The organism is Sphaerisporangium siamense (assembly GCF_014205275.1).
In the GTDB taxonomy this organism is placed as follows: Bacteria; Actinomycetota; Actinomycetes; order Streptosporangiales; family Streptosporangiaceae; genus Sphaerisporangium; species Sphaerisporangium siamense.
In genome coordinates this window covers 1,654,290-1,677,284 of record NZ_JACHND010000001.1, presented here as the reverse complement: position 1 = coordinate 1,677,284, position 22,995 = coordinate 1,654,290, and the positions used below count along the sequence as shown (strand labels likewise).

Here is a 22,995-nt window from a genome sequence, read left to right as displayed (position 1 = left end):
GAAGCCGGGGCGCGATGGAGAACGCCTCCGCGGTGTGGTCGCGGAGGCGTTCCGGTGCGGGTCTACCCCCCCGGCCGAGGGGGCGCGGCCTCAGCAGGGGCGCAGGGAGGATGCCAGGTCGTTCTCCTGGGGCAGGACGTTGACGCGGTAGCCGGGCTTCATCTCGTGGCTGTCGCCCTCGAAGTCGGCGTCCACGTACCAGCAGTAGCGGATGCCGGAGTCGTTGGCCCACGAGGACATCACGTCGTTGAAGCCGATGTCGCCGAGGAAGCCGATCGAGGAGCCGGACGCGAAGCCGTAGCCGCCGCCCTGGAACTCGTAGTCGCGGAACAGGCAGACGTAGCCGGACGGGCAGTGCGTCTGGCCCGCGGGGATGCTGATGATCCGCGGGCCGGTCGCGGCGGCGTGCGCGGTCGCGGCGCCGGCGGGGAGCAGGGCGGTGGCGGCGAGGGCGAGGGCGGCGAGGTGTGCCTTCACGGGGATGCCTTTCTCTCGGGGGGCCGTTGCGACTCATTGTTACAGAGTGACTACTAAGAGTGAATGTCCTCTTGGGGTCACCGTGACCGCGGGGAAGGGCATGGAGGTCCGTCCGGGCCGTTGGGGCAGGATGGAGGGATGGCGGCGAAGGACGGGGACGGCTGGGCGCTGTGCCGGCGCGGGCACCGGCACTGGGGCGTGCACGGGGCGTCCGGCCTGCTGGCGGTTCACTTCGACGCGGTGGGCACCCCGCACGTCCTCATGCAGAAGCGCGCCCTCTGGAGCCACCACGGCGGCACCTGGGGGCTGCCGGGCGGCGCGCTCGACAGTCACGAGGACGCCGTCACGGGCGCGATGCGCGAGGCCCTGGAGGAGGCGGCGCTCCAGGCGGACGTCCTGCGCGTCGCCGGCGTCTACACCGACGACCACGGCGGCTGGACGTTCCAGACCGTGATCGCGGAGGCGGACGCGCTGTTCCCTGCCTCGCCCGCCAACGACGAGAGCACCGATCTGCGGTGGCTGCCCGCCGACGAGGTCGGGGACGGCGGGGACGTGACGCTGCATCCGGGGTTCGCCGAGACGTGGCCGGTGATCAGGCGCACGCTGCCGCCGTCCACGGTGGTCCTGGACGCCGCGAACATCCTGGGCGCCGCAGCCGAGCACGGGTGGTGGCGTGACAGGGCGGGGGCGACGCGGCGGCTGCTCGGGCGGATCGAGGAGCTCGCGAAACGGGGACTGACCCCTCCGGACGGCTTCCCCGCGCCGGCGCGGTGGCACCCAAGAATGATCATGGTGGTCGAGGGGCAGGCCAGGGGCGTCCGCTCCGACGGGCCGGTGACGACCGTCCCCGCCCCGGGCAGTGGCGACGACACGATCGTGGACACGGTGCGCGAGATACGCGGCACGCGGCCGTGGGAGCGGGTGCTGGTGGTCACCGCCGACCGTGAGCTACGCCGCCGCGTCACGGGCCTGGGCGCGGAGGTCACGGGTCCCCGTTGGCTACTTGGGCAAGTACGACCAAGGTGACGGGTGTAGCGTTCAGAAAGTCGAACCCCACGGTGGATCTCTCGGCCTCGTAACCCCAAATATCAGGAAATAGCTCCCGAAACTTATATGAGCGACCGAACCACACTTGACTGGACCGCCGATCCCGACAGTCCGGTCCCCCCGCCGTCATGGGGACGGCGAGCCCCCGAGGCACAGGTCCTGCCTTGGGTGTTCGCGGCCCTGGTGGGGTTCCTGTTGATCGGCAACCTGCTCCTCGCCCCGCACCTCACCGCGCCCGCGCTGCGCACCTGGTCCACGATCTTCGTGGCCATCTGCGTGCAGGCCATCCCGTTCCTGGTCCTCGGCGTCGCGCTGTCCGCGGCGATCACGGTGTTCGTGCCGCCGTCCTTCTGGACCCGCGCGCTGCCACGGCGTCCCTACGCCGCGGTCCCCGTGGCGGGGGCGGCGGGTCTCGTGCTGCCCGGATGCGAGTGCGCCTCGGTGCCGGTGGCCTCCGGCCTGATGGCCCGCGGGGTCACCCCGTCCGCCGCCCTCGCCTTCCTGCTGGCGTCCCCCGCCATCAACCCCGTCGTGCTGGTCGCCACGGCCGTGGCCTTCCCGGGCCAGCCGGTCATGGTGCTGGCCAGGTTCGCCGCCTCCCTCGCCGTCGCCGTCCTCGCCGGATGGGCGTGGCAGTGGCTCGGCCGGCCCGGCTGGCTGCGGATCCCGGACCGTGCGCCCGTGCCCGGAGAGTCGCGGATGTCGGCCTTCCTGTCGGCGATGCGGCACGACAGCCTGCACGCCGGGGGCTTCATGGTCGTCGGGGCGCTGACCGCGGCCACGCTGAACGTGGTGGTCCCCCGCTCGTGGCTGGCCGCGGTGGGAGATGTCCCGGTGCTGTCGGTCCTCGTGCTGGCGACGCTGGCGGTGCTCCTGTCGATCTGCTCGGAGGCGGACGCGTTCGTGGCGGCGTCCCTGTCGACGTTCTCCCCCACGGCCAAGCTGGCGTTCCTGGTCGTCGGTCCCATGGTGGACCTCAAGCTGATCGCGCTCCAGGCGGGCACGTTCGGCCGCGCGTTCGCCGCCCGGTTCGTGCCGCTGACCTTCGCCCTGGCCATCGGGGTGAGCCTGCTCGTTGGATGGGTGTTGCTGTGAACCGTATGGCGCAGAGCCTGGTCCTGACGCTGCTCGGCGGGGCGGTCCTCCGGGTGTCCGCCCTCTCCGACATCTATGTGAACTACGTCAAGCCCGGCTTCCGGTTGCCGCTCGTGGTCGCCGGTCTGGTGATCCTCCTGCTCGGCGTGCTGGGCGTCGCCAAGGAGTGGCGCAGGCCGTACCCCGGTAAAGGCCCCGGCCAGGACGGCCACGGTCACGGCCCGTGGGTGGCATGGCTGCTGTGTCTGCCGGTCATCGCGATCTTCCTGATATCGCCGCCCCCGCTCGGCTCCTACGCCGCCGAGCGTGATCAGACGCCCCCGCCGCGCCCCGCACCGGTCGGCGCGTACGTCGCGATCGCGCCGGGCACCGCGACCGCGATGCCCGTCGGAGAGTTCATCGGCCGTGCGTGGGGTGACCCGAATCAGTCGCTCAGGGGCCGGCAGGTGAGGCTGGTCGGCTTCGTGGTGCCGTCCAAGAAGAAGGGCCAGTGGTACCTCACCCGCATGCAGCTACGGTGCTGCGCGGCCGACGCCTTCCCGTTGAAGGTGGCCGTCCTCGGCGCGGCGGCGCCACGCGCCGACACCTGGGTGGAGGTGACGGGAACGTGGGTGCCCACCCCGTACGACCGGCTCCCCAAGGGCACCGTCGCCCCCGAGATGAAGGCCACCCGCGTCGCCAAGGTGAACCAGCCCGGCGAGCCGTACGAGTGATCGGCGGGACACCGCCCGGACGTTTCGATCTTACGGCCCGGTGGTCGCGCGCGATCGTCCATCCGGCACCGCTAAGGTTGATGTCGCACCGGGAGGGTTCGCATAGTGGACGAGTGCAGCCGCCTTGAAAGCGGCCAGGTCGGCGACGGCCTCGTGGGTTCGAATCCCACACCCTCCGCCACCTCGCGGCGGCGTCACCCGTGCGTGCCGCCGAACCCGTCGCCCACGGACGCCGCCAGCGAAAGGTACGCCTGACGCGTGGCCGGCTGCAGGCGGTCCAGGTCGATCTCCGCGCCCTCCTCCAGGTGGGGGTCGTAGGGCACGCGGATCACCGCGCGGCACCGGGCCGCGAAGTGCGACTCCAGCTTGTCCAGGTCCACCGTCGACTTCGAACGCGGCCGCACGCTGCACAGCACCACGGTCGCGGCCTTCACCAGGTCGGCGTAGTGGTGGGCCTCCAGCCAGTCGAGCGTCGCCGACGCCGCCCGCGCGCCGTCCACCGACGGCGAGCTGACCAGCACGAGCTGGTCGGCCAGGCCCAGCACCCCCGACATCGCCGAGTGGAGCAGGCCGGTGCCGCAGTCGGTGATGCAGATCGAGTAGAAGTTCTCCAGCACCTGCGCCACGGCCTGGTAGTCGGCGGCGCTGAACGCCTCCGACACCGAAGGGTCGCGGTCGGAGGCCAGGATCTCCAGGCGCGAGGGCGCCTGCGAGGTGAAGGCGCGGATGTCCACGTACCTCTTGATCTGCTGACGCTCGTTGAGCAGGTCGCGCACGGTGGCCGACGTCTCCAGCTCAAGCTTGTCCGACAGCGTGCCGCGGTCGGGGTTGGCGTCGACGGCGATCACCCGGTCCCCGCGTATCGAGGCGAGGGTGGCGCCGAGGCCCACGGTGGTCGTGGTCTTGCCCACGCCGCCCTTCAGGCTGAGGACGGCGACCCGGTGGTGCCCGGTGGCGACGGGCGTGCGGGCCCGCGTGACCAGCTCGCGGCGCCGCCGCACCTCCGGAGACTCGCCGGGCTTGATCAGGCCGGCGGACGCCTTGTAGACGACCTTGCGCCAGCCGCTGGACGGCGAGTTCCTGCGGCCGCGCAGCAGGGACACCGGGTCCAGGCTGTCGGCGGTCGGCCGGGCGCCCGCCGCCGCGGCGCCCTTCGCGCCGCGGGACTGGCGGGCGGGGGCGGCGGGCTTGAACTCGTCGGCGTTCTGCGTCTGGCGGCGGCGCGGCCGGTAGGGCTCGCGCTCCTCGGCGGGCTTCTCCTCGGCCGCGGGCTCGGCGGACGGAGGCGCCGTACGGGCCGGGGCGGCGGGCTGGGCGGCCTCCGCCGCAGGTGCCGTACGAGGCGGTGCGGTCTCCGCCGGCGGGGAGGTACGCGGGGTCTCCGCCGGAGCCGAGACGCGAGGAGAGAGGGTCTCCGCCGGAGGCGAGGTGCGCGGCGGGGCGGCCTCGGCGGGGGGTGAGGTACGGGCCTGGACGGGCTCGGGGTGGGGCGTCGGCGCGGCGTGGGGCGGCTGTTGCGGCCCGGTCACCGGCTCGGCCGCCCGCTCGTAGAGCGGGTGCTCCACGCGGGAGACCACGATGTCCTCGGTGTCGGCGCCGCCTCCTGCCACACCCGTGCCCGTGGCGAAGGCGTTGAAGCGCTCCTGCTCGGCGTCGGGCTCGCCGGTCTCATTGGCGGGCAGCGCGGCTTCCAGCCAGCCGCGTACGGACTGCTCCGGCTCCGGGACGGGGTCGGGAGCCGGCGTGGGCTGCGGGACCGTCTTGTCGCCGCCCGTGACGGGCGGCAGGGAGCTCCACCCCGAGGCGCCCGCCTTGGGAGGGTCGGCGAGGGAGCCGAACGAGAAGTGGTCGGTGTCGTCGCCCACGGACGTCTCGGCGGGCGAGGCCGGCGGAGCCGAAGAGGTCGGCGGGGACGGCGAAGAGGTCGGCGGGGACGGCGAAGAGGCAGGCGGGGGCGGCGAGACGGCCACGTGTCCGGACGTGGGGCCCGGGGAGGTGGTCGGAGCCCAGCGGTCGAGTCCGTTCAGGACGGACGGGCGGATCTCGGTCGTGTCCCCTTGGCCGCGCTCGGCCGCCGGGTCCTCGGGCTGCCCCGTGCCGTGCGCGGAGTCCCCGGCGGCGCGGAACAACGGGGACGACGGGGGCGCGGCCTCCGTGGGGACGTGCGCCCACGGGTCCTTCGGGTAAGGCGACGCGACGGACTCGTCCACGGTGACGGTCACCGGGACGGGGGCCTCCTCGTTCTCCTTGATGGCGTCCAGCCAGGCGAGTTGCTCCTCAAGGGAATGAGGATCCTCGCGATCGTGTCTTGCCACCGTGTTCCCCCTCGGGACTGGACTAAAGGGGCAGCAAATAGAAAGAAGATTACCGTCGGCCATCACGCCGAACGCGGTCAACCGCCGAGTTGGCTACCCGGATAGTTTGGTCGCATGCGCGCGATCCTTATATCCGAGCCCGGCGGCCCCGATGTGCTGGAGTGGCGTGAGGTGCCCGATCCCCGCCCGGCGCCGGGCGAGGTGCTCATCGACGTGACCGCCGCCGGCGTCAACCGCGCCGACCTGTTGCAGCGCCAGGGGAACTACCCGCCGCCCCGCGGCGCGTCCGAGATCCCCGGCATGGAGTGCTCCGGCGTGGTCTCGGAGGTCGGGGCGGACGTCGAGGGGTTCTCTCCCGGGGACGAGGTGTGCGCGCTGCTGGCCGGGGGAGGGTACGCGGAGAGGGTCGCGGTGCCGTGGGAGCAGGTGACGCGCGTTCCCGAGGGCGTCACCACCGTCGAGGCCGCCTCGCTTCCCGAGGTGGCGTGCACGGTGTGGTCGAACGTCTTCATGACGGCGCGCCTGCGGCGCGGCGAGACGCTCCTCGTGCACGGCGGCACGAGCGGAATCGGCACGTTCGCCATTCAGCTCGCCAAGGCGTTCGGCGCCCATGTGATCGCCACCGCCGGCACGGCCGCGAAGGTCGCGCGCTGCCGTGAACTCGGCGCCGACGAGGCGATCAACTACCGCGAGGAGGACTTCGCGGAAAAGGCGCGCGCCGACGTCGTCCTCGACATCATGGGGGCGAAGTATCTCCGTAGGAACGTCTCGGTACTGAACACCGGAGGGCGGCTGGTCGTGATCGGCCTCCAGGGCGGCACCAAGGGCGAGCTCGACCTCGGCGCGCTGCTGGCCAAGCGGGCGGCGATCCACGCGACGGCGCTGCGCAGCCGTCCCGTGGCGGAGAAGGGCGCGATCGTCCGCGGGGTGGAGCAGAACGTGTGGCCGCTGGTCGAGGCCGGCGCGATCCGTCCTGTGATCCACGCCACGGTTCCCATGGCCGAGGCCGGGGAAGCCCACCGGATGCTCGAATCCGGGGAGCACATCGGGAAAGTCCTGTTGACCAGGTGAGCTAGGTTGAATGTCATGAATGCTGAGGAGAGCACCCCGCAGATCGTCGTGGTGGGGCCGAACGGCCTCACGGTCGAGGGGGACGACGGGAAGCCGGAGGAACGCTCGGTCGCCGAGCTGGTGGAGCAGCCGGCGAAGGTCATGCGCATCGGGAGCATGATCCGCCAGCTCCTGGAGGAGGTCCGCGCGGCTCCTCTGGACGAGGCCAGCCGCAAGCGCCTCAAGGAGATCCACCAGAGTTCCATCAAGGAGCTTGAGGACGGCCTGGCGCCCGAGCTGGTCGACGAACTCGAACGCCTGTCCCTGCCGTTCACCGACGGCGACGACGGTCGCACGCCCAGCGAGGCCGAGCTGCGGGTGGCCCACGCCCAGCTCGTCGGCTGGCTGGAGGGCCTGTTCCACGGCATCCAGACCACGCTGTTCGCCCAGCAGATGGCCGCCAGGGCCCAGCTTGAGCAGATGCGGCGTGCCCTCCCCGGCGGCGTCGCGAAGGAAGACCAGGTTCATCGCGCCCCCGGCCCTTACCTGTAGGCGTCTCTGCGCGCCCCAGAGGCGCGTGAAGATCTTCGCGGGGGCCGTTCTATCCCCCGGGTCCGTGAGGCCGTCGTGGACGATCTCAGCGGCCCGGCGAGCCGTCTCCGATCACGGCCGGTCGAACAGTTCCTCCAGGACCACGGCCACCCCGTCCTCGTCGTTGGCCGCCGTCACGTGGGTGACGGCGGCGAGGACGTCCGGGTGGGCGTTGGCCACGGCGTACGAGGTGCCGGCCCAGGCGAGCATGGGCAGGTCGTTGGGCATGTCCCCGAACGCCACGACCTCGCCGGGCCCGAGCAGGTGGTGCCGCGCGAGCGCGGCCAGCGCCGAGGCCTTCGTCACCCCCTGAGCGCTCATCTCGATCAGCGCCTTGCCGCTGGAGCGGGTGGCCGTCACGAGATCGCCGACGAGGTCGTTGACGAGCACGTGCAGGGAATCGGGGTCCATGCTCTGGTGGAAGGCCAGCAGCTTGGCGCAGGGCTCCGAGAGCAGCGTCGAGGCGCCCACGCGCGGCGCCGTCCCCTCGGGCGCGTCCCACCGGCGCAGCGTGAACCCGGCCTCGTGGGCGAAGCCGCGCTCGTACTCCACCGAGAAGCTGAGGTCGGGGAGGTGGTGGCGCAGGCGGGCCACCGTCTCGGAGAGGACCTCGGGGCCGATCAGGTGGGACTCGACGACGCGCTCGGTGTGCAGGTCGTACACGAGCGCGCCGTTGGCGCAGATGGCGAGCCCCTGGTACCGGACGGCCTCGGCCACCTCGCCGATCCACCTCGGGGGCCTGCCGGTGACGAACACGAGGAGCGCGCCGGCCTGCTCGACGCGGGCGAACGCGGCGGCCGTGCGCGGGGAGACGGTGCCGTCCGACCGGAGGGCGGTGCCGTCCAGGTCGGTGGCGATGAGGCGGGGGCTGACCATAACAAGCTCTAGTTTGCCCTGTGCAGGGGTGCGCCGCCGTCAGCCCTGGGAGTAAAAGAATCTGGCCGTGAGTGGGAACAAAGGCGCTCCGATGGTGTTAGATGTGGTGGCGTTGTATTAGCTGAACCCGATGTGCAGAACCAGCTTGACTGTCTGAGCGGCCCCGGGAAGCTGTGCGACACAACCCGGGGTTCGCGCGGTGTGAACCCCAAGATCAATTGCAGGGAGAGCTTTAATGGCTCAGGGAACGGTCAAGTGGTTCAACGCGGAGAAGGGGTACGGTTTCATCGCCCCGGACGGTGAGGCGCCGGACGTCTTCGTGCACTTCTCCGAGATCGTCGGCAGCGGCTACCGCAGCCTCGAGGACGGACAGCGGGTCGAGTTCGAGGTGACGCAGGGCCAGAAGGGTCCGCAGGCGTCGCAGGTCCGCGCTCTCTGACCACTGACACACAGAAGGCGGGATTCCCTGGGGAATCCCGCCTTCGTGTCATATAGGGGCCTAACGTCCTGACAAAGCGGACATAGGCGACAGATAGCGCATAAGTAAGCCCCTTACTCCGCATAGTGAGAAGGGGCTTACTACGTGCAGCTTTACTTCACGGGTTCGAGCACGTCGAGGCCGACAAACGGGCGCAGAGCCTTCGGCACCACGACCGAACCGTCCGCCTGCTGGTGGTTCTCCAGGATCGCCACGATCCATCGTGTGGTCGCCAGGGTGCCGTTGAGGGTGGCCACGTGCCGGGGCTTCTCGTCGGTGTCCCTGTACCGCACCGCGAGCCGCCGGGCCTGGAACTCGGTGCAGTTGGACGTCGAGGTCAGCTCCAGGTAGCGGTTCTGCGTCGGCAGCCACGCCTCGCAGTCGAACTTCCTGGCCGCGCTGCTGCCCAGGTCACCCGCCGCCGTGTCGATGACGCGGTACGGCAGCTCGGCCTTGGCCAGCATGTCCTTCTCCCAGGCCAGCAGCCGCGCGTGCTCCTCGCGGGAGTCCTCGGGGCGGCAGTAGGAGAACATCTCCACCTTGTCGAACTGGTGGACCCGGATGATGCCCCGGGTGTCCTTGCCGTACGAGCCGGCCTCCCGCCGGAAGCAGGACGACCACCCCGCGTACCGCAGCGGGAGCGACCTGCCGTCCAGGATCTCGTCCCAGTGGTAGGCCGCCATGGGGGCCTCGGAGGTGCCCACCAGGTAGAGGTCGTCGGCCTCCAGCCGGTACACCTCGGAAGCGTGCGAGCCGAGGAAGCCCGTCCCCGCCATGGCCTCCGGCTTGAGCAGCACCGGGGTGATCATGGGCGTGAACCCGGACTCGATGGCCTGCTGCATCGCCATGTTGAGCAGGCCGAGCTGCAGCCGTGCGCCGAGGCCCTTCAGGAAGTAGAACCGCGCGCCGGAGACCTTCGCCCCCCGCTCGGTGTCGATCGCCCCGAGCATCTCTCCGAGCTCCAGGTGGTCGCGCGGGGTGAAGTCGAAGGCGGGCTTCTCGCCGACCTCTTCGAGGACGACGTAATCGTCCTCACCGCCGACCGGGGCGCCCTCCTCCACGATGTTGGGCACCGACATCATCAGCTCGTCCAGTCGCTTGGCGAGCTTCTCCGCCTCGGCATCGGCGCCCTTGACCTCCGCGGCCAGCTCTTTGGCCCGCGCGAGGAGCGCCGCGCGCTCGTCGCCGGAGGACACGGAGACCGACTTGCCGACGCTCTTCTGCTCGGCGCGCAGCGCCTCGAAGCCGCTCAACGCACTGCGGCGGCGCTCGTCGAGGTCGAGCAGCGTGTCGACGACCGAGTCGTCCTCACCGCGGGCACGCTGCGACGCCCGTAGCCGGTCGGGGTCCTCACGAAGGGTACGCAGGTCAATCACGTAACAAAGGCTACCGATGTCCGGCCACGGCTCGCGCGTCTAATAGAGGTGACCCGGCCCGGATCAGGCGCGACCGGCGCGAACGCGGGCGAGCCACTCGGCGGCCTCGGCGAAGTCGGCGCCGGTGGTGCCCCGCTTCAGCTCGGGCGAGATTCGGTCGGCACGCGGGTAGCTGCCCAGGAAGCGCACCTCGTCCGAAAGGCGGTGCAGGCCGGAAAGGGCGTCGCCCACGCGGGCCTCGGCCACGTGACCCTCGGCGTCGAAGTGGAAGAAATAGCGCCCGATGCCGTCCCCGGTGGGACGCGACTCGATGCGGGTCAAGTTGACCCCGCGGACGGCGAACTCGTTCAGCATCTCCAGCAGCGCGCCAGGGTGGTCGTCGCGGAGGAAGGCCACCAGCGAGGTGCGGTCGGCGCCGGTGGGCTCGGGCAGCGGGCCGGGCGGTGAGACGCGGATGAACCGCGTCACCGTGTCGTCCCGGTCGCCGATGTTGGAGCCCAGCTCGGTCAGGTTGTAGTGCTCGCCCGCGATGGCCGGGGCGATCGCCGCGTCGTACGGCGAGCCCGGCGAGGAGACCTCCTGGGCGGCGGCGGCCGTGGACGGCGCGGCGACGACCACGGCGTCGGGCAGCTCGCGCGCCAGATAGTTGCGGCACTGGGTGATCGCCGCCGGGTGGGAGTAGACGCGCTTGATGTGCGGCATCGCGGTGCCGGGCCGCACGAGCAGGGAGAACTCGACGGGCAGCAGGACCTCGGCGCTGATCAGCAACGGCCGGCCGCGGGCCAGCTCGTCGAGCGTGACGGTGATCGCGCCCTCGACGGAATTCTCCAGCGGGACGACCGCCCCGTCGGCCTCACCGGACCGCGCGGCGTCGAGCGCGGCGGTCACGCTGGCGCAGGGCAGGCGCTCGGCGTCAGGCGCGACAATACGAAGGGCGGCCTCGCAGAAGGTGCCCTCGGGCCCCAGGTAGGCGAGTTTCGGCATACCAGAAGGCTACCGGCCCTCCGCGACCTGCCGCCCTTCATATGTGCGGTTCGCCCCGTGCCGTGTCGTCCCCGGCACGGCCGCGTCGAGAAGTCCGGCGTCTGCCCGAGCCGGACGCCGGGTCAGAAGCCACACCAGCGCGATCGCCCCGAGGCCGAAGGCGTCCTGGACGATGCGGCCCAGGACGGGGCTGAGGACGGGGATCTCCGCCGCCCGCAGCGACACGCCCCACCAAGGGATCGGCACCACGTAGTAGAGCCAGACGGCCACCGTGACGATCAACGGCGCCCACCGCGCCCGGCCTGCCCCCGGTTCCGGACGTCCGAAATCGGACCGCAGGACGAGGGCCGCCAGTGTGATGATCAGCCAGGCGAGGTGGTGGATCCAGGCGACCGGGGAGATGAGGACGGCCATCAGGCCGGTCAGCGCCACCGCGGTCATCCGGTCCCCGCGCAGGAGCGCCCCGCGGGCGTGGCGGAAGCCGTACCAGGCGACCAGGCCGGCGGCGGCCAGCCACAGGAGGGCGGTCAGCCACCCCGGCAGGTAGAGGCGCAGGAGCATGCCGCGGATCGACTGGTTGGTGGTGGCCGCGTTGGCGCCCAGCCGCTCGGAGTCGAGCAGGGCGGAGAACCAGAAGCTCGCGGCGTCATGTGGAATCACCAGGAAGGGGACCAACGTGAGCATCGCCGCGGTGAAGGCGGCCATGAAGAACGCGCGCCGCTGCTCGGGGACGGCGTCCCTGCCGAAGCCGGTGATCAGCAGGTAGACAAGGAAGACGCCGGGGGTGAGCTTGACCGCCGTGGCCAGGCCGATCAGCATGCCGCGCGGCCACCAGGGCCTCCGGGCCAGGCAGTCGACGGCGCACAGCATCACCAGCAGGACGTCCACCTGGCCGAACCGGAACTGGTCCCTGACCGGCATCATGTACAGGCAGGCCACCGTCACCAGGCCGAACAGCAGCGGCGACGCCCACGCCGGCCGTGCCGCCCGCGCGAGCGGCTCGCGGAAGCAGAACCAGACCGTCACGGCCAGGCACACGAGCACCCCCGCCGTCCACACCCACTGCGCCACCGGCCAGGACATCGCGGCCAGCGGCGCCGCCAGGAGCGCGGCGATCGGCGGGTAGGTGAACGGCAGCAACTGCGGCGCCGGGGTGATCACGTCGTAGACCGGGAGCCCGCGCAGGACGCTCTCGCCCCCCGTGCGGTAGACGTCCAGGTCCACCAGCCGCTGGTCCGCCGGATTCGTCATCCAATAACGCACCAACGGCACAGCCGCCACCCCAACGACCACCACCCCCAACACCCAAGCCCACCAGGGCCGGCGCCCCCCACCCCCCTCACCGCGACCAACGACGGCGCCCCCCTTGCCTCCATGACCGCCCAACTTCCCAGCGGCGACCTCCGGACCAGCCCCGGCTACAGATCCGGAACCAGGCCCGGCGGCAAGCCCAGGACCCGCCACAGGCTCGGAACCAGAACCCGGGACACGCTGGGGCCCACCTCCGGCGGCGGGGTCGGGGCCAGGGGCTTCACGGCCCGCCACAGGCTCGGAACCAGAACCCGGGACACGCTGGGCCCCAATCCTTGCGACGGTGTCCGGGCCAGGGGCTTCACGGCCGACCACAGGCTTGTGACCAGTCCCCGGGCCACGCTGGGGCCCACCCCCGGCGGCGGGGTCCGGGCCATGTCCGGCGGCGGGGTGGGCACGGCGGGGCGCGCCGTCCTCGGGCATCTCACCAGTGCTCACGACCTGGCAGGCTACCGCCTGGCCTGTCCCACCGGTTTCTCGCCGACCGGCTTACCCCCATCAGGGCCACGGTCCGCGTGCCCTGCCTTCGACGTTCCTTCGGGTCCGCGCCGAACCTCTTGGGCCGATATCTCCCACTTGGGAAGGCATCCTGCGCCCCCACCCCTGCCACGTCTTCGTCGCCTCTGGAGTCCGCCCGCTGTGGACGGCCGGCGGTTATCCACAGAAGCGTCGCGAGATGGATCGGGCTCTCCGGCGTGTGGCTAGGGTTGCCAGGAGCGAAGCGTCAGAGCTGGCAGGGGGGTTCCGGTGGGGCTGCGAGGCGTCGCGCGGGGTGTCCTGGCCCTCGCGCTGGGAATGATCGGCGCACTGGGGTACGTCCTCGGAACCGCCATGCTCGGGCCCACACCGGCCCACGCGCACACGCCTCGCGCGTCCGGGCACGCGGCCTCTTCCATCTCCTCCGGCCACGTGCTGTCGTCCAGCCCGTTCGGCCATGTCGTGTCCACAACTTCGTCCAGACATGCGGCGGTGCCCGGCTCGGCCGGCCAGATGGCCTCCTCCAGCCCAACCGGCCAGGTGACGTCTGCCAAGCCCTCTGGGCAGGTGATCTCGTCCGGTCCGTCGGGGCGCGTCGTGCTCATCGGTGTGCCGGGGCTGCGGTGGGACGATTTGAGTGCGGGTGGCACTCCCCATCTGTGGGCGCTGGTCGGCAAGGGCTCGTCGGCGTCTATGTCGACCCGCGCCTATCCCCGGCCGGACCATGTCAGCACCTGCCCGGTCGCGGGCTGGCTGACGGTCTCGGCCGGGCAGCGGGCCGGTTCGGCCGAGGTCGAATGCGCGCCTCCGCCCGCTCCGGTCGTGGCGGCTGACGGCCGGACGGCCACCGTCCCCGGATGGGCCGAGCTGGCGTCCTTCAACGCCGCCACGTCCTACCGTGCCGCGATCGGCACGCTCGGGCAGGCCGTGCGGGACGCCGGGGGCACGGTGGCCGCGGCCGGCCCGGGTGCCGCCCTCGCCGCTGCCGACAAGTCAGGGAAAGTCGACCGATACGCGGACAGCATCGCGGGCCTCGGCGATCTCACCCCGTACACCCTCGTCATCGCCGACATCGACTCCCTCACCCGAGCGTCGATCACCAACACGCCCCCGAGCTCCACCACCTCCCCCACCCCCACAGCGGCACCGGCGACCTCCCGAGCGCAGCCTGTGGCGACACCCGCCGCTCCGGGCGACGCGGCGTGGCGGGCGGCCGTCGGCGAGGCCGACCGGCGGGTCGGAGAGGTCCTCGGAAAGGTCCCGTCCGGGGCGACGGTGCTGGTGGCGGGGCTTTCCGACGCGTCCTCCTCCGCCCGTCTGCACGTGGCCATCGCGGCCGGACCCTCCCCCGATGAGCGCCCGTACGGGAAAGGGCACCTCACCGCGAACTCGACCCGCCAGGACGCCTTGGTCACCGTCACCGACGTGACCACGACCGTGCTGGACACCCTGAAAGTGAACGCGCCCCCCGGCACCGTGGGGCGCCCGTGGCGGCCCGGCGGCGCCGCCCCGGACACGGTCTCCGACACCGTGCGCGATCTCGCCGACGCCGATCTGGCCAGCCGCGTGCTGGTCGAGGTGCGCGGGCCGTTCTTCGCCGTGTTCGTGGCCGTCCAGGTGCTCTTCTACGGTGTGGCCGCCTTCGCGGTCCGCCGGCGCAAGGGCGGGCCGCGCGTGCTCCTGGCCACCCAGGTCATGGGCGTGGCCGGCGGCGCCGTGGCCATCTCGACGTTCCTGGCCCAGCTCGTCCCGTGGTGGAGCCTCTCCCACCCGATGGCGGCCCTCATCGGCACGATCATGTGCATCGCCGGGCTGCTCACGGCCCTGGCGTTCGCGGGCCCGTGGCGCAGGCACGTCCTCGGCCCCCTCACCGTCGTCGCGGGCGTCACCTCGCTCGCCCTGCTGGCCGACGTGATGACCGGTTCACGCCTCCAGGTCAACGCCGTCACCGGGTACGAGCCGGTGACCGGCGGCCGGTTCTACGGCTTCAGCAACATCGCGTTCGCCGTGTACGCGACGGGCACGATCCTCGCCCTGGCAGGCGTGGCGCAGGGGCTGATCGCCCGAGGGCGGCGCGGGCTCGCGCTCGTCGTCTGCCTGGCGTACGGGCTGCTGGCGATCTTCGCGGACGGGTGGCCGGGCTGGGGCGCCGACTTCGGCGGCGTGCCCGGGTTCGTCCTCGGCTTCGCGGTCTTCATGATGCTGCTCTCCGGCCGCAGGGTCACCGTCGGCAGGCTGGCGGTGGTCGGCGGCGCCGGGCTGCTCCTGATCGGGGTGATCGCGTTCGCCGACCGCATGCGGCCGGCCGAGCAGCGCACTCATCTCGGCGCGTTCGCCCAGCAGGTGATCGACGGCGAGGCGTTGCCCGTGGTCGGGCGGAAGCTCGGCGCGATGCTCGGGATCACGATCGGGAACTGGCAGCTCAGCCTGCTGTCGCTGGTGGCGCTGGCGTTCCTGTACTTCGTCCTCGCGCGTCCGTCCCGGTGGGGCGCCTCCGCGCTGAGCCTGGCCTACGAACGGGCTCCCATCCTGCGCGCAGGGCTGTTCGGTTCGCTCACCACCGCGTTGGCCGGGTTCCTCCTCAACGACTCCGGCATCGCCATCCCGGCCATGGCCCTCACCGTCGCGGTCCCGCTGACCTTGGCCGCCTCGATGCGCGCGGTCCTGCTCTCCACGGCCACGTCCACGCCCCTGCCCTCGGCACCCGCGAGCGCCGCGCCTCGCCTGGAGCCTGATCCGGCGCCGGACAGCCCCAAGCCGTCACCCTCGGCGTGACCCCGCCGGGCGCTTGGCCGCGCGTAGCGCCCACCAGCCGACCGCGATCGTCAGCGCCAGCAGGAGCCAGGGCACGATCTGGCCGCGCCAGGTGGTGACCAGCCACTGCAGGTCGTCGGGCATCTCCTTCTGGCGCGCGGGGACGTAGGCCAGGGAGAGGATGGCGAGGCGGGCGGTCATGAAGCCGTCGAGCGGGGTGGCCGTGACCATCGCGAGCAGGGCGAACCCGAGTCCGTCATACCAGGGCAAGGCGTACGGCGTGGCGAAGAGCCACGCCGCCACCACCGCCACCGCCACCCGGGCCGCCTCATCCCCACCTTCGAGGAGCACACCGTCCCCGGACGCGGCGATACCGGCTGAGGCCGTGGCGCGCTCAGCGCGGGTTCCACGGGCGCGAGCAGCCGTGCGCCCGGGAAGGCCGCCGCCGGAGGCCCCTGCGTCCGAGGACTCTGCGGTGTGCTCGGCTGAGGTCTCTCCGGAGGGAGCTGCGGACTCCGCAGGAGAACTCTCACCGGATGGTGCCGCGGAGCCCTCCAGCCCGACCTCCCGAGGGGGAACCCCGACTCGTCCGAAGAGCGCCTCGCCGGTAGGAAGGGCGGCATGCCTGCGGAGAACCTCTTCGGAGAGCGGCACAGCGTGCTGTCCCGGACCGGCTTCTCCCGAAGGCGATCCGGCCTGCCCGGCGACCGGCTCGCCGACAGGAAGGGTGACGTGCCCACCCAGGCCACGGAGAGCCGCAGTGCGCGTAGGACCGGTCTCGTCAGAAGGAAGGCCGGTCTCCTCGAAGAGCGATCCGCCGGACGGAAGGGCGGCGTGCTCTGGGGCGGCTTCGCCTGAGGAGGCGGCGGTGTCTTCTTGGGGGGGTGACTTCCGCCAGGGAGGGTTGAAGGCATCGGTCGAGGAAGCGGAAGAGGGCGTTTCTGGTGCCGTCGCGGTGTCGAGGGCGCCGGGGGTTCGGGCTCTGCGGGAACGATGCCTGTGCGGGAGCCTGCGAGGTCGGAGAGAGAAGGATGAGAGGGCGCGGGTGAAGGCCAAGGCGAGGAGAAGCAGCACCAGGAGAGATCCGGCCTGGATCCATCCCCGGTAGGCGGATCCCTCGCCGACGAGGCCCTGAAGGCCGTGCTGGACCAGCCGCCAAGGGGTGGCCAACGAGAGCGACTTGCTGGCGTGCAGTACCTGGTCGAGAGCGTGCGGACCCGCGAGGAAGTAGGCCACGAGCACAGTGATCGCCGCCGTGCCCGCCACCACGGCAAGCCGCTTCGGCGACCGCCGCAACGCCCAGGCGGGCCCGAGAGAGACCAGCCCGACGTTGACCTTGACCGCGATGCCAAGCCCCAGCAACACCCCAGAGGCCCACCCCACACGCCCCCGAAGCACCGGGCCCCCCGCCCCCGCACGCCCTCCGTCCACCGAACCGCCCACTCCCGCACGACCGCCGACCGCCACCCCGCCAGCCCCGGCCACTGTGCCGCCCGTTCCCGCAGGAGCTCCGGACACTGAGCCAGCCGTTTCCGTGCGACTGCCTACCGCCGTGCCGTCCGTACCCGTACGACCGCCGACCGCCGCCCTCTCAGCCCCGGCCACCGAGCCGCTTGCCTCCCCGGCCACTGTGCCGTTCGTTCCCGCAGAAGCTTCGGCCACTGAGCCAGCCGTTTCCGTATGGCCGCCGACCGCCGTGTCGTCCGTTTTCGTGGGGGCCTTGGGCGCCGGGTCATCCGTTCCCCTGCGGGCCTCGGCTGCCGAGGGGTCCGCCTTTTTACGGGACGCGGGCGCCGAAGCGTTCATTCTCGTGCGGGCCCCGATGACCAAGGCTCCGATCACGAAGACGACGGCCAGCGTGTCGACGTGCAGGCCGGCGAGCAGCTGGTAGATCACCAAGGGGTTGGCGGTCCATAGGAGGGCTGCGCGTGCCTGCCACGCGCGGTCCTCGCGGGTGAACCGGTGGAGGAGCAGCCCTGTCGCGGCGAACGCGAGCGCGTTGAGTATGGCGAGGACGAAGACCGTCAGCCGTACCGACTCACCGCCGACCAGGCTCGCCAGCGCCTGCGTGGCGGTCGCCACCGGGCCGTAGACGCTCGGCTCCTCACGCCAGGGCACCTCCACCGAGTCCGCGATCGGATCGCCCGGCAGGGCCATGGCGCCCGTGGCGTAGGGATCGTGGCCCAGCGTCACCATGCGGCCGTACGCGGCGTAGTTGAGGTGGTCGGCGGACCCCGATGGCGGCAGGAGGGCGAGGACGACGGCGGCGGCGCACCCGGCGAGGAGCAGCACGCGCGGGTCGGGCCGCCAGCCGCGCCGGAGGGCGATCAGCCCGGCCGTCAGACCAAGGACTCCCAGGATGACGGCCGCCGCTTCGAGGGCGACGACGAGACGGCCGCCGGGATGAACGTCCAGCGAGTACGGCGGCTGCCACGCGGGTCCCGGCAGGGGCGGCACCACGACGGACGGCCCCAGCAGGCCGATCACCATGGTGGCGATGACGCTCAGCGTGATGCCTCCGACGGCGGCCCACGGCCACCAGCCGCCCCACCGCCTCACGTCCCCGTTCACGGCTCGATTCCAGCACACCGCAACCCCCACCCACGCCACCCCACACACCAGAACGGACATGAGGCAGCGCAAACGCCGCCCCGACCAGAAGGTCCACGGGACCGGAAGGCGTGGCGCGACCACGGCCACGGGATGTGCGGCGCCCCGGTCAGCGGCCGCCGCGATCAGAAGGTCCCAACGGCGGCGATCATCCCTGACCACGGCTGCCGGACGCGGCCAGGGAGCAGAAGCCGCGCGTAGCAACGGAAACAGGACGCGGACCCGAGGTAGCAGGCTGCTGTGGGTCTGGGGGCCGGGAGGCGTTCTCGGTGGTGGGTAGCCGAGGTCAGCGGGAGGTGCGGGGCCGGGATTTGAGGGGGACCGTGAGGGGGTCGCGGGTGGCCAGGGCCAGGGCCACGTCGCGGAGTTGGCGGGCTCGGTGGAACTGTGCGCGCCAGTCGGTTCCGGTGGCACGGTGGGCCATCTCGACCTCGACCTCCTGGACGCGGAACCCCTTGCGGACGAGGTCGATGGTGAGCCCCGTCTCGACGCCGAAGCCGTACGCCAGCGGGCGCGCGGCCTCGAAGGCGGCCCTGGTCAGGCAGCGCTGGCCGTTGAGCGGCTGCGTCGCCTCCCAGCCGCAGGCGCGCCGGATTCCCTCGCGGGCGAGGCGGACGACCAGGCCGTGGCCGCCGAGCTTGACGCGGGTGACGAACGTGGCGATGGTCATGTCCGCGACACCGGCGCGGACGGGTTCGATCAGCCGGGCCGCGGCTCGCGCCGTGTCCCCGAGATCGGCGTCGAGGAAGAGCAGGTGCCGAGGCGGTCGTCCCCCGGCGTTCCGAGCGTCCGAGGAGGCGGCCTCGCCGAGAGCGGGGCCAGGGGCGGCATCCGACCCGCCGCCCGCGACGGCGGCCCCACCGGATACGCCCCCTGAGCCAGGGAGGACCTCGTCGCCATCGCGGAGCGCGGCCCCGGGGGCGGGGCTTGGCCTTTCGGTGTCGGGTGGGTCGTTGTCCAGGAGGCGGACGGCTTCGGCGCCGCTTTCCATGGCGGCGGCCTTGCCGCGGTTGCGGCTGTGCCGCACGACGCGGGCGCCGGCGGCCTTGGCGACCCTGCCGGTGGCATCGAACGAGCCGTCGTCCACGACCACGACGAGATCGACCCCGGGTATGGCGAGCGCGGCGGTGACCGTCGCGGCGATGCGGTCGGCCTCATCCTTGGCGGGGATGATGACCGCGGTGTCGGGCCGTACGGATGGGTCGCTCATCGTTCCTCGTCCGGTTCGCTGCCTGTGGCGACCGGACGACGCTAGCCGGGATGCTCGGCGGGCAGCAACTCGGCGGGAATCGTGTCGTGCACGGTGAACACCGAGTCGAGCCCCGTGACCTGGAGGATCTTCCGCACCGCGGGACGCGGCGAGGCGACCTCCAGGGCACCGCCGCGCTCACGCATGCGCTTGAGCGCGGACAGCAGGACGTTCATGCCCGTCGAGTCGCAGAACTCCACGCCGGACATGTCTATGACGACCAGATCGGGGCCGGTCTCCAGCAGGCGGGTGAACTCCGCCTGCAGGCGCGGCGCCGTATATAGGTCGATTTCGCCGACAACCGTCAAGATGGCGTGTCCGGCATGTGATCGAGTCGAGACCTTGAGCTCCACAGCGGGCACACTAGCGCCGCATCGGCTCCGGGTCACGTTCTACCGCCATACCCGAAGAGTCGTCCGCCCTTTGTTCCCCGTTTCCGCCGCACGGAAACGCTGAGTACGCAAAGCTTGACGCTATGCGACACCGGCTCGGCCGGAAGAGGGGGAGGCCCGGAACCTCCGCGTCCGGTCGTCACGTCACGGAGGAGGGGCGGGCGGAGAGTTCGACGGGCCCGACATCGCCAATGAACAGTGAGATCTCCGAGGATCCCCAGCGACAGAGCATGCGCGTGCGTCTGGAAGGCATCCTCTCCCGCACCGAGCGGGCACGGGCCTGGGGGGACGCGGCGCTGCCGCTCCGGCCGCTGGTCAACAAGGACGGCTACGTGCCCATCAAGACGCGCCTCTCCGTCCACGACCTGGACCTGCTCACCGCGGCGCGCACCGAGTTGCTGTGCTTCTCGGAGCTCGGCCTGCGCCTGCTCGACCTGCACCAGCCGCGGGACGCGGGGGGAATCACCAGCGACGCCGCCCATCCGATCCTGCGGTGCCGGAGTTGCATGTGGCGGTGGCCGTGCCCGACGTTCCGCGCGATGTCGGAGGCTCTGGCGGCGCTCCCGGCGCACGAGCCCGCCGGCGGGGCGGCGCGGGAGCGGGCGCGCTCCGCGTCCCTATCAGACGGGGCCGCCGGAGACGGGCAGGCTGATCTCGAAGCGGCATCCCGGCCCGTCGTTGACGACCGCGATGGCGCCCTCATGCGCCTCGACGATGCCGCGCGCGATGGCCAGGCCGAGTCCCGCACCCCGATCGGGGCCAGGGGACCTCGCGGTCTCCCCTCGGAAGGCCACGTCGAAGACGCGTGGTAGGTCGGCCTCGGGGATGCCGCCGCAGCAGTCGGCGACCGAGAGCCGTACCACCTCGTCGTCGGCGACGGCGCGGACGACCACGGTGCCGTCCTCGGGGGTGTGCCGGATCGCGTTGACGACGAGGTTGCGCAGCGCCCGGCCGAGTGCCTCGGCGTCGGCGCGGACCGGGAGCACCGGGCCGGCCTCCGCGGCCAGGCGCACCTTCCTGGCGCCGGCCAGGGCCTCCACGCCCGCGAGGACGTCGGCCACCAGGTCGCCGAGGCCGATGGGCCGCGGGGCGAGCCGCAGGGCGCCTGCGTGGATGCGGGAGAGCTCGAACAGGTCGTCGACCATGTGGGACAGCCGGTCGACCTCCAGCCGGATCTGGTTGTGGTAGCGGCTGACGGTGTGCGGGTCCCGCACGACGCCGTCCTCCAGGGCCTCGACCATGGCGCGCATGCCCGCGAGCGGGGTGCGCAGGTCGTGGCTGACCCAGGCGACGAGCTCGCGCCGTGCGCCCTCCAGGGCCCTCTCCCGCTCCCGGCCCTCGCGCAGGCGCCGGTACGCCTGGTCCAGGGCCTCTGAGATGGTCTGGAGCTCCGCGGGGAGCCTGCCGGGGGGCGGGACGAAGTCCCGGGACGGGGAGACGGCCTCCACGGCGGCGACGAGGCCGCGGCTGACGGCGACCAGCCGCCGGGCCACGACGAGCGCGACGCCGAGGCCGACCAGCCCGGCGATGGCGACGACGGTGAGGACGACGTCCTTGGGGTGGCCGTCGATGATCATCTCGATGGTGATGGCGACGACCCCGGCGAGCGTGGCGGCGACGGTCACGACGGCGACGACGGCGAGCGTGATGCCGATGGAGCGCCCGCGCAGGACCCACAGCAGCGCCAGGCCGAGCGCGGCGATGACCAGCCCCAGCCCGCCGGTGACGGCGACGATCTGGAGGATCACCGGGGCGCGCCGTCCAGGGGCTCGTAGCGGTATCCGACCCCCCAGACCGTGACGATCCGGCGTGGTGTGGTCGGGTCGGCCTCGATCTTCTCGCGGAGCCTGCGGACGTGGACGGTGACGGTGGAGGTGTCGCCGAAGGACCATCCCCACACCTGGTCGAGCAGGGCGGCCCGGCTGAACGCCTGCCGGGGGTTGCGCATGAGGTGGGCGAGCAGGTCGAACTCGCGGGCGGTGAGCGTGATCTCCTCACCGCGCAGCCGGACCTCGTGGGCGCCCACGTCCACGGCCAGATCGTGGTCGCGGAGCACGCCGGTGCCGGCGGCGACCAGGGTGCCGCGGGCGCGGCGCAGGACGGACTGGACGCGCAGCGCCAGTTCGCGCGGGCTGAAGGGCTTGGTGACGTAGTCGTCGGCCCCGGTCTCCAGGCCGACGACGCGGTCGATCTCCTCGCCGAGCGCGGTGAGCATGATGACCGGGACCGGCCAGCGTTCTCTGAGCTTCTTGCAGACCTGCAGGCCGTCCATACCGGGGAGCATCAGGTCGAGGACGAGCAGGTCGGGCGGGTTGGCCAGCGCCCTGCGCAGCGCCTCGGCGCCGTCACCGACGCTCTCTACGGAGTGGCCGTCGCGTTCGAGGTACTTGACGACGACCTCGGCGACGGTCGGGTCGTCGTCGACCACGAGGATGCGGGGACGGTGTGCCATGCTCCTCGTTTCCACCCTCCCTACCACCCGATTTGTCAGAACTTATCGCGTTTATCGGGGTTTGCGGCATCACACCGGCCAGGCGGCGACTTACCGGCGCGACTCCCACGGTACGGCCGGATCGGCTCGTCCACCCGGCGCGTCACCACTTCGTAAGAAGGCGCCCACCAGGGCCCGCGGCGGCGCCCGGGGGAGCTCAGGCACAAAGGTCACGACTTCCGGCAATGATCGGGTATTCGCTCGCGGCCCGCCCTCGTGGGACGTACCTTCTGGATATGGCCCGCATCGTGCTTACCATTCTCGGAGTCCTGCTCGCACTCTACGTAGTGTTCGGGCTCCTCATCCCGACCATCTTCGGGATTTTCAAGATCCTTCTGGTCGTCGGCCTCATCGGCGTCGCGGTCTTCGTGGTCATCACTCTGGTGAGCAAGCTCTCCAGGTGACATGAGCGCCTTCCACACCACCGTCGCGCTGGTCGCGCAGCTTCTCGCCGGGCAGTCAGGCCCGGCGGCGCTCACGGCCGTCGGTCTCGTGGGAGTCACGCTTCTCGTCCTCGCCTGGGCCCTCGGGCGGCCGGCCCGCGTCCCGGCCGTCACGATCGGCGGCCGTGGCCGCCCCCGCGCCGCGCACGCCGTGTTCGTCCGGCTGCGTCATCCGGCCGCCCCCGGCCGTCCGAGGCCCAGAGCACCATCGGCAGGTCCCGCGCACGTCTGATCTCCCCGTACGCCTCACGCCGTGCGGGGCGACG

At 72.0% G+C, this 22,995-nt stretch carries 20 protein-coding genes and 1 tRNA gene; 10 read left to right on the top strand and 11 right to left on the bottom strand.

Annotated features, from left to right (window positions below; translation table 11 throughout):
• Nucleotides 1-90: 90 nt before the first annotated feature.
• Nucleotides 91-477 carry a peptidase inhibitor family I36 protein gene (locus BJ982_RS07845; RefSeq protein WP_184877888.1) on the bottom strand — a complete coding sequence of 129 codons (387 nt, stop codon included), beginning with the start codon at nucleotides 475-477 and terminating at the stop codon, nucleotides 91-93.
• Nucleotides 478-615: 138 nt separating this feature from the next.
• Here BJ982_RS07845 and BJ982_RS07840 point away from each other — a divergent pair, with 138 nt between their 5' ends.
• The 4 genes from BJ982_RS07840 to BJ982_RS07825 all read left to right on the top strand — a co-directional run bounded on the left by BJ982_RS07840 (nucleotide 616) and on the right by BJ982_RS07825 (nucleotide 3,513).
• Nucleotides 616-1,503, top strand: coding sequence for an NUDIX hydrolase (locus BJ982_RS07840; RefSeq protein ID WP_184877886.1), 888 nt, complete (start codon nucleotides 616-618; stop codon nucleotides 1,501-1,503).
• A gap of 87 nt (nucleotides 1,504-1,590) precedes the next feature.
• Nucleotides 1,591-2,619, top strand: coding sequence for a permease (locus tag BJ982_RS07835; RefSeq protein WP_184877884.1), 1,029 nt, complete (start codon nucleotides 1,591-1,593; stop codon nucleotides 2,617-2,619).
• A gap of 5 nt (nucleotides 2,620-2,624) precedes the next feature.
• Nucleotides 2,625-3,332, top strand: coding sequence for a TIGR03943 family putative permease subunit (locus BJ982_RS07830; RefSeq protein ID WP_184888551.1), 708 nt, complete (start codon nucleotides 2,625-2,627; stop codon nucleotides 3,330-3,332).
• 91 nt (nucleotides 3,333-3,423) lie between these two features.
• Nucleotides 3,424-3,513, top strand: a tRNA-Ser gene (locus BJ982_RS07825).
• 13 nt (nucleotides 3,514-3,526) lie between these two features.
• Here BJ982_RS07825 and BJ982_RS07820 read toward each other — a convergent pair.
• On the bottom strand, nucleotides 3,527-5,647 hold the full coding sequence (locus tag BJ982_RS07820; RefSeq protein WP_239122946.1) for a MinD/ParA family ATP-binding protein: 2,121 nt from the start codon (nucleotides 5,645-5,647) through the stop codon (nucleotides 3,527-3,529).
• A gap of 114 nt (nucleotides 5,648-5,761) precedes the next feature.
• On the opposite strand from BJ982_RS07820, the gene BJ982_RS07815 reads away from it, so the two are divergent.
• Both BJ982_RS07815 and BJ982_RS07810 read left to right on the top strand, forming a co-directional pair.
• Nucleotides 5,762-6,718, top strand: a complete 957-nt coding sequence (locus BJ982_RS07815; protein ID WP_184877882.1) for an NAD(P)H-quinone oxidoreductase — start codon at nucleotides 5,762-5,764, stop codon at nucleotides 6,716-6,718.
• Nucleotides 6,719-6,733: 15 nt separating this feature from the next.
• Nucleotides 6,734-7,249, top strand: coding sequence for a bacterial proteasome activator family protein (locus BJ982_RS07810; RefSeq protein WP_184877880.1), 516 nt, complete (start codon nucleotides 6,734-6,736; stop codon nucleotides 7,247-7,249).
• Nucleotides 7,250-7,360: 111 nt separating this feature from the next.
• Here BJ982_RS07810 and BJ982_RS07805 read toward each other — a convergent pair whose 3' ends face one another.
• Complete coding sequence (locus BJ982_RS07805; protein WP_184877878.1) at nucleotides 7,361-8,164, bottom strand: HAD family hydrolase; 804 nt, start codon at nucleotides 8,162-8,164, stop codon at nucleotides 7,361-7,363.
• 235 nt (nucleotides 8,165-8,399) lie between these two features.
• Between BJ982_RS07805 and BJ982_RS07800 the strand changes: the two genes are divergently transcribed.
• The gene (locus BJ982_RS07800) at nucleotides 8,400-8,603 is read left to right on the top strand and encodes a cold-shock protein (protein ID WP_184610557.1); all 204 of its coding nucleotides are present in this window, start codon (nucleotides 8,400-8,402) and stop codon (nucleotides 8,601-8,603) included.
• A gap of 152 nt (nucleotides 8,604-8,755) precedes the next feature.
• Here BJ982_RS07800 and serS read toward each other — a convergent pair whose 3' ends face one another.
• The 3 genes from serS to BJ982_RS07785 all read right to left on the bottom strand — a co-directional run bounded on the left by serS (nucleotide 8,756) and on the right by BJ982_RS07785 (nucleotide 12,253).
• Nucleotides 8,756-10,018, bottom strand: a complete 1,263-nt coding sequence (serS, locus tag BJ982_RS07795) for a serine--tRNA ligase (protein WP_184877877.1) — start codon at nucleotides 10,016-10,018, stop codon at nucleotides 8,756-8,758.
• Nucleotides 10,019-10,081: 63 nt separating this feature from the next.
• Nucleotides 10,082-11,002 carry a prephenate dehydratase gene (pheA, locus tag BJ982_RS07790; RefSeq protein ID WP_184877876.1) on the bottom strand — a complete coding sequence of 307 codons (921 nt, stop codon included), beginning with the start codon at nucleotides 11,000-11,002 and terminating at the stop codon, nucleotides 10,082-10,084.
• A 9-nt stretch (nucleotides 11,003-11,011) separates the two neighbouring features.
• Nucleotides 11,012-12,253, bottom strand: a complete 1,242-nt coding sequence (locus BJ982_RS07785) for a glycosyltransferase 87 family protein (protein ID WP_184877875.1) — start codon at nucleotides 12,251-12,253, stop codon at nucleotides 11,012-11,014.
• An 807-nt stretch (nucleotides 12,254-13,060) separates the two neighbouring features.
• On the opposite strand from BJ982_RS07785, the gene BJ982_RS07780 reads away from it, so the two are divergent.
• Nucleotides 13,061-15,565 (top strand): DUF2339 domain-containing protein, encoded by a 2,505-nt coding sequence (locus BJ982_RS07780; protein WP_184877874.1) that lies wholly within the window; start codon nucleotides 13,061-13,063, stop codon nucleotides 15,563-15,565.
• Here the strand turns inward: BJ982_RS07780 and mptB are convergent.
• The 5 genes from mptB to BJ982_RS07750 all read right to left on the bottom strand — a co-directional run bounded on the left by mptB (nucleotide 15,551) and on the right by BJ982_RS07750 (nucleotide 22,247).
• Nucleotides 15,551-18,115: a polyprenol phosphomannose-dependent alpha 1,6 mannosyltransferase MptB gene (gene mptB, locus BJ982_RS39075; RefSeq protein ID WP_239122947.1), complete on the bottom strand. Its 2,565-nt coding sequence runs from the start codon at nucleotides 18,113-18,115 to the stop codon at nucleotides 15,551-15,553. The two genes, BJ982_RS07780 and mptB, sit on opposite strands and share 15 nt — an antisense overlap.
• 325 nt (nucleotides 18,116-18,440) lie before the next feature.
• On the bottom strand, nucleotides 18,441-19,364 hold the full coding sequence (locus tag BJ982_RS07765; RefSeq protein WP_184877873.1) for a glycosyltransferase family 2 protein: 924 nt from the start codon (nucleotides 19,362-19,364) through the stop codon (nucleotides 18,441-18,443).
• Nucleotides 19,365-19,405: 41 nt separating this feature from the next.
• Nucleotides 19,406-19,756: an STAS domain-containing protein gene (locus tag BJ982_RS07760; RefSeq protein WP_184610549.1), complete on the bottom strand. Its 351-nt coding sequence runs from the start codon at nucleotides 19,754-19,756 to the stop codon at nucleotides 19,406-19,408.
• 659 nt (nucleotides 19,757-20,415) lie between these two features.
• Nucleotides 20,416-21,543 (bottom strand): sensor histidine kinase, encoded by a 1,128-nt coding sequence (locus BJ982_RS07755; protein WP_239122948.1) that lies wholly within the window; start codon nucleotides 21,541-21,543, stop codon nucleotides 20,416-20,418.
• Nucleotides 21,540-22,247: a response regulator transcription factor gene (locus tag BJ982_RS07750; RefSeq protein WP_184877872.1), complete on the bottom strand. Its 708-nt coding sequence runs from the start codon at nucleotides 22,245-22,247 to the stop codon at nucleotides 21,540-21,542. Before BJ982_RS07750 ends, BJ982_RS07755 begins: the two co-directional genes overlap by 4 nt.
• A gap of 275 nt (nucleotides 22,248-22,522) precedes the next feature.
• Here BJ982_RS07750 and BJ982_RS07745 point away from each other — a divergent pair, with 275 nt between their 5' ends.
• Together BJ982_RS07745 and BJ982_RS07740 are read left to right on the top strand one after the other, a co-directional pair.
• A complete protein-coding gene (locus BJ982_RS07745; protein ID WP_184610545.1) occupies nucleotides 22,523-22,690 on the top strand; it encodes a hypothetical protein in 168 nt (55 codons plus the stop codon).
• A 1-nt stretch (nucleotide 22,691) separates the two neighbouring features.
• Complete coding sequence (locus BJ982_RS07740; RefSeq protein WP_184877870.1) at nucleotides 22,692-22,961, top strand: DUF6412 domain-containing protein; 270 nt, start codon at nucleotides 22,692-22,694, stop codon at nucleotides 22,959-22,961.
• Nucleotides 22,962-22,995: the final 34 nt, after the last annotated feature.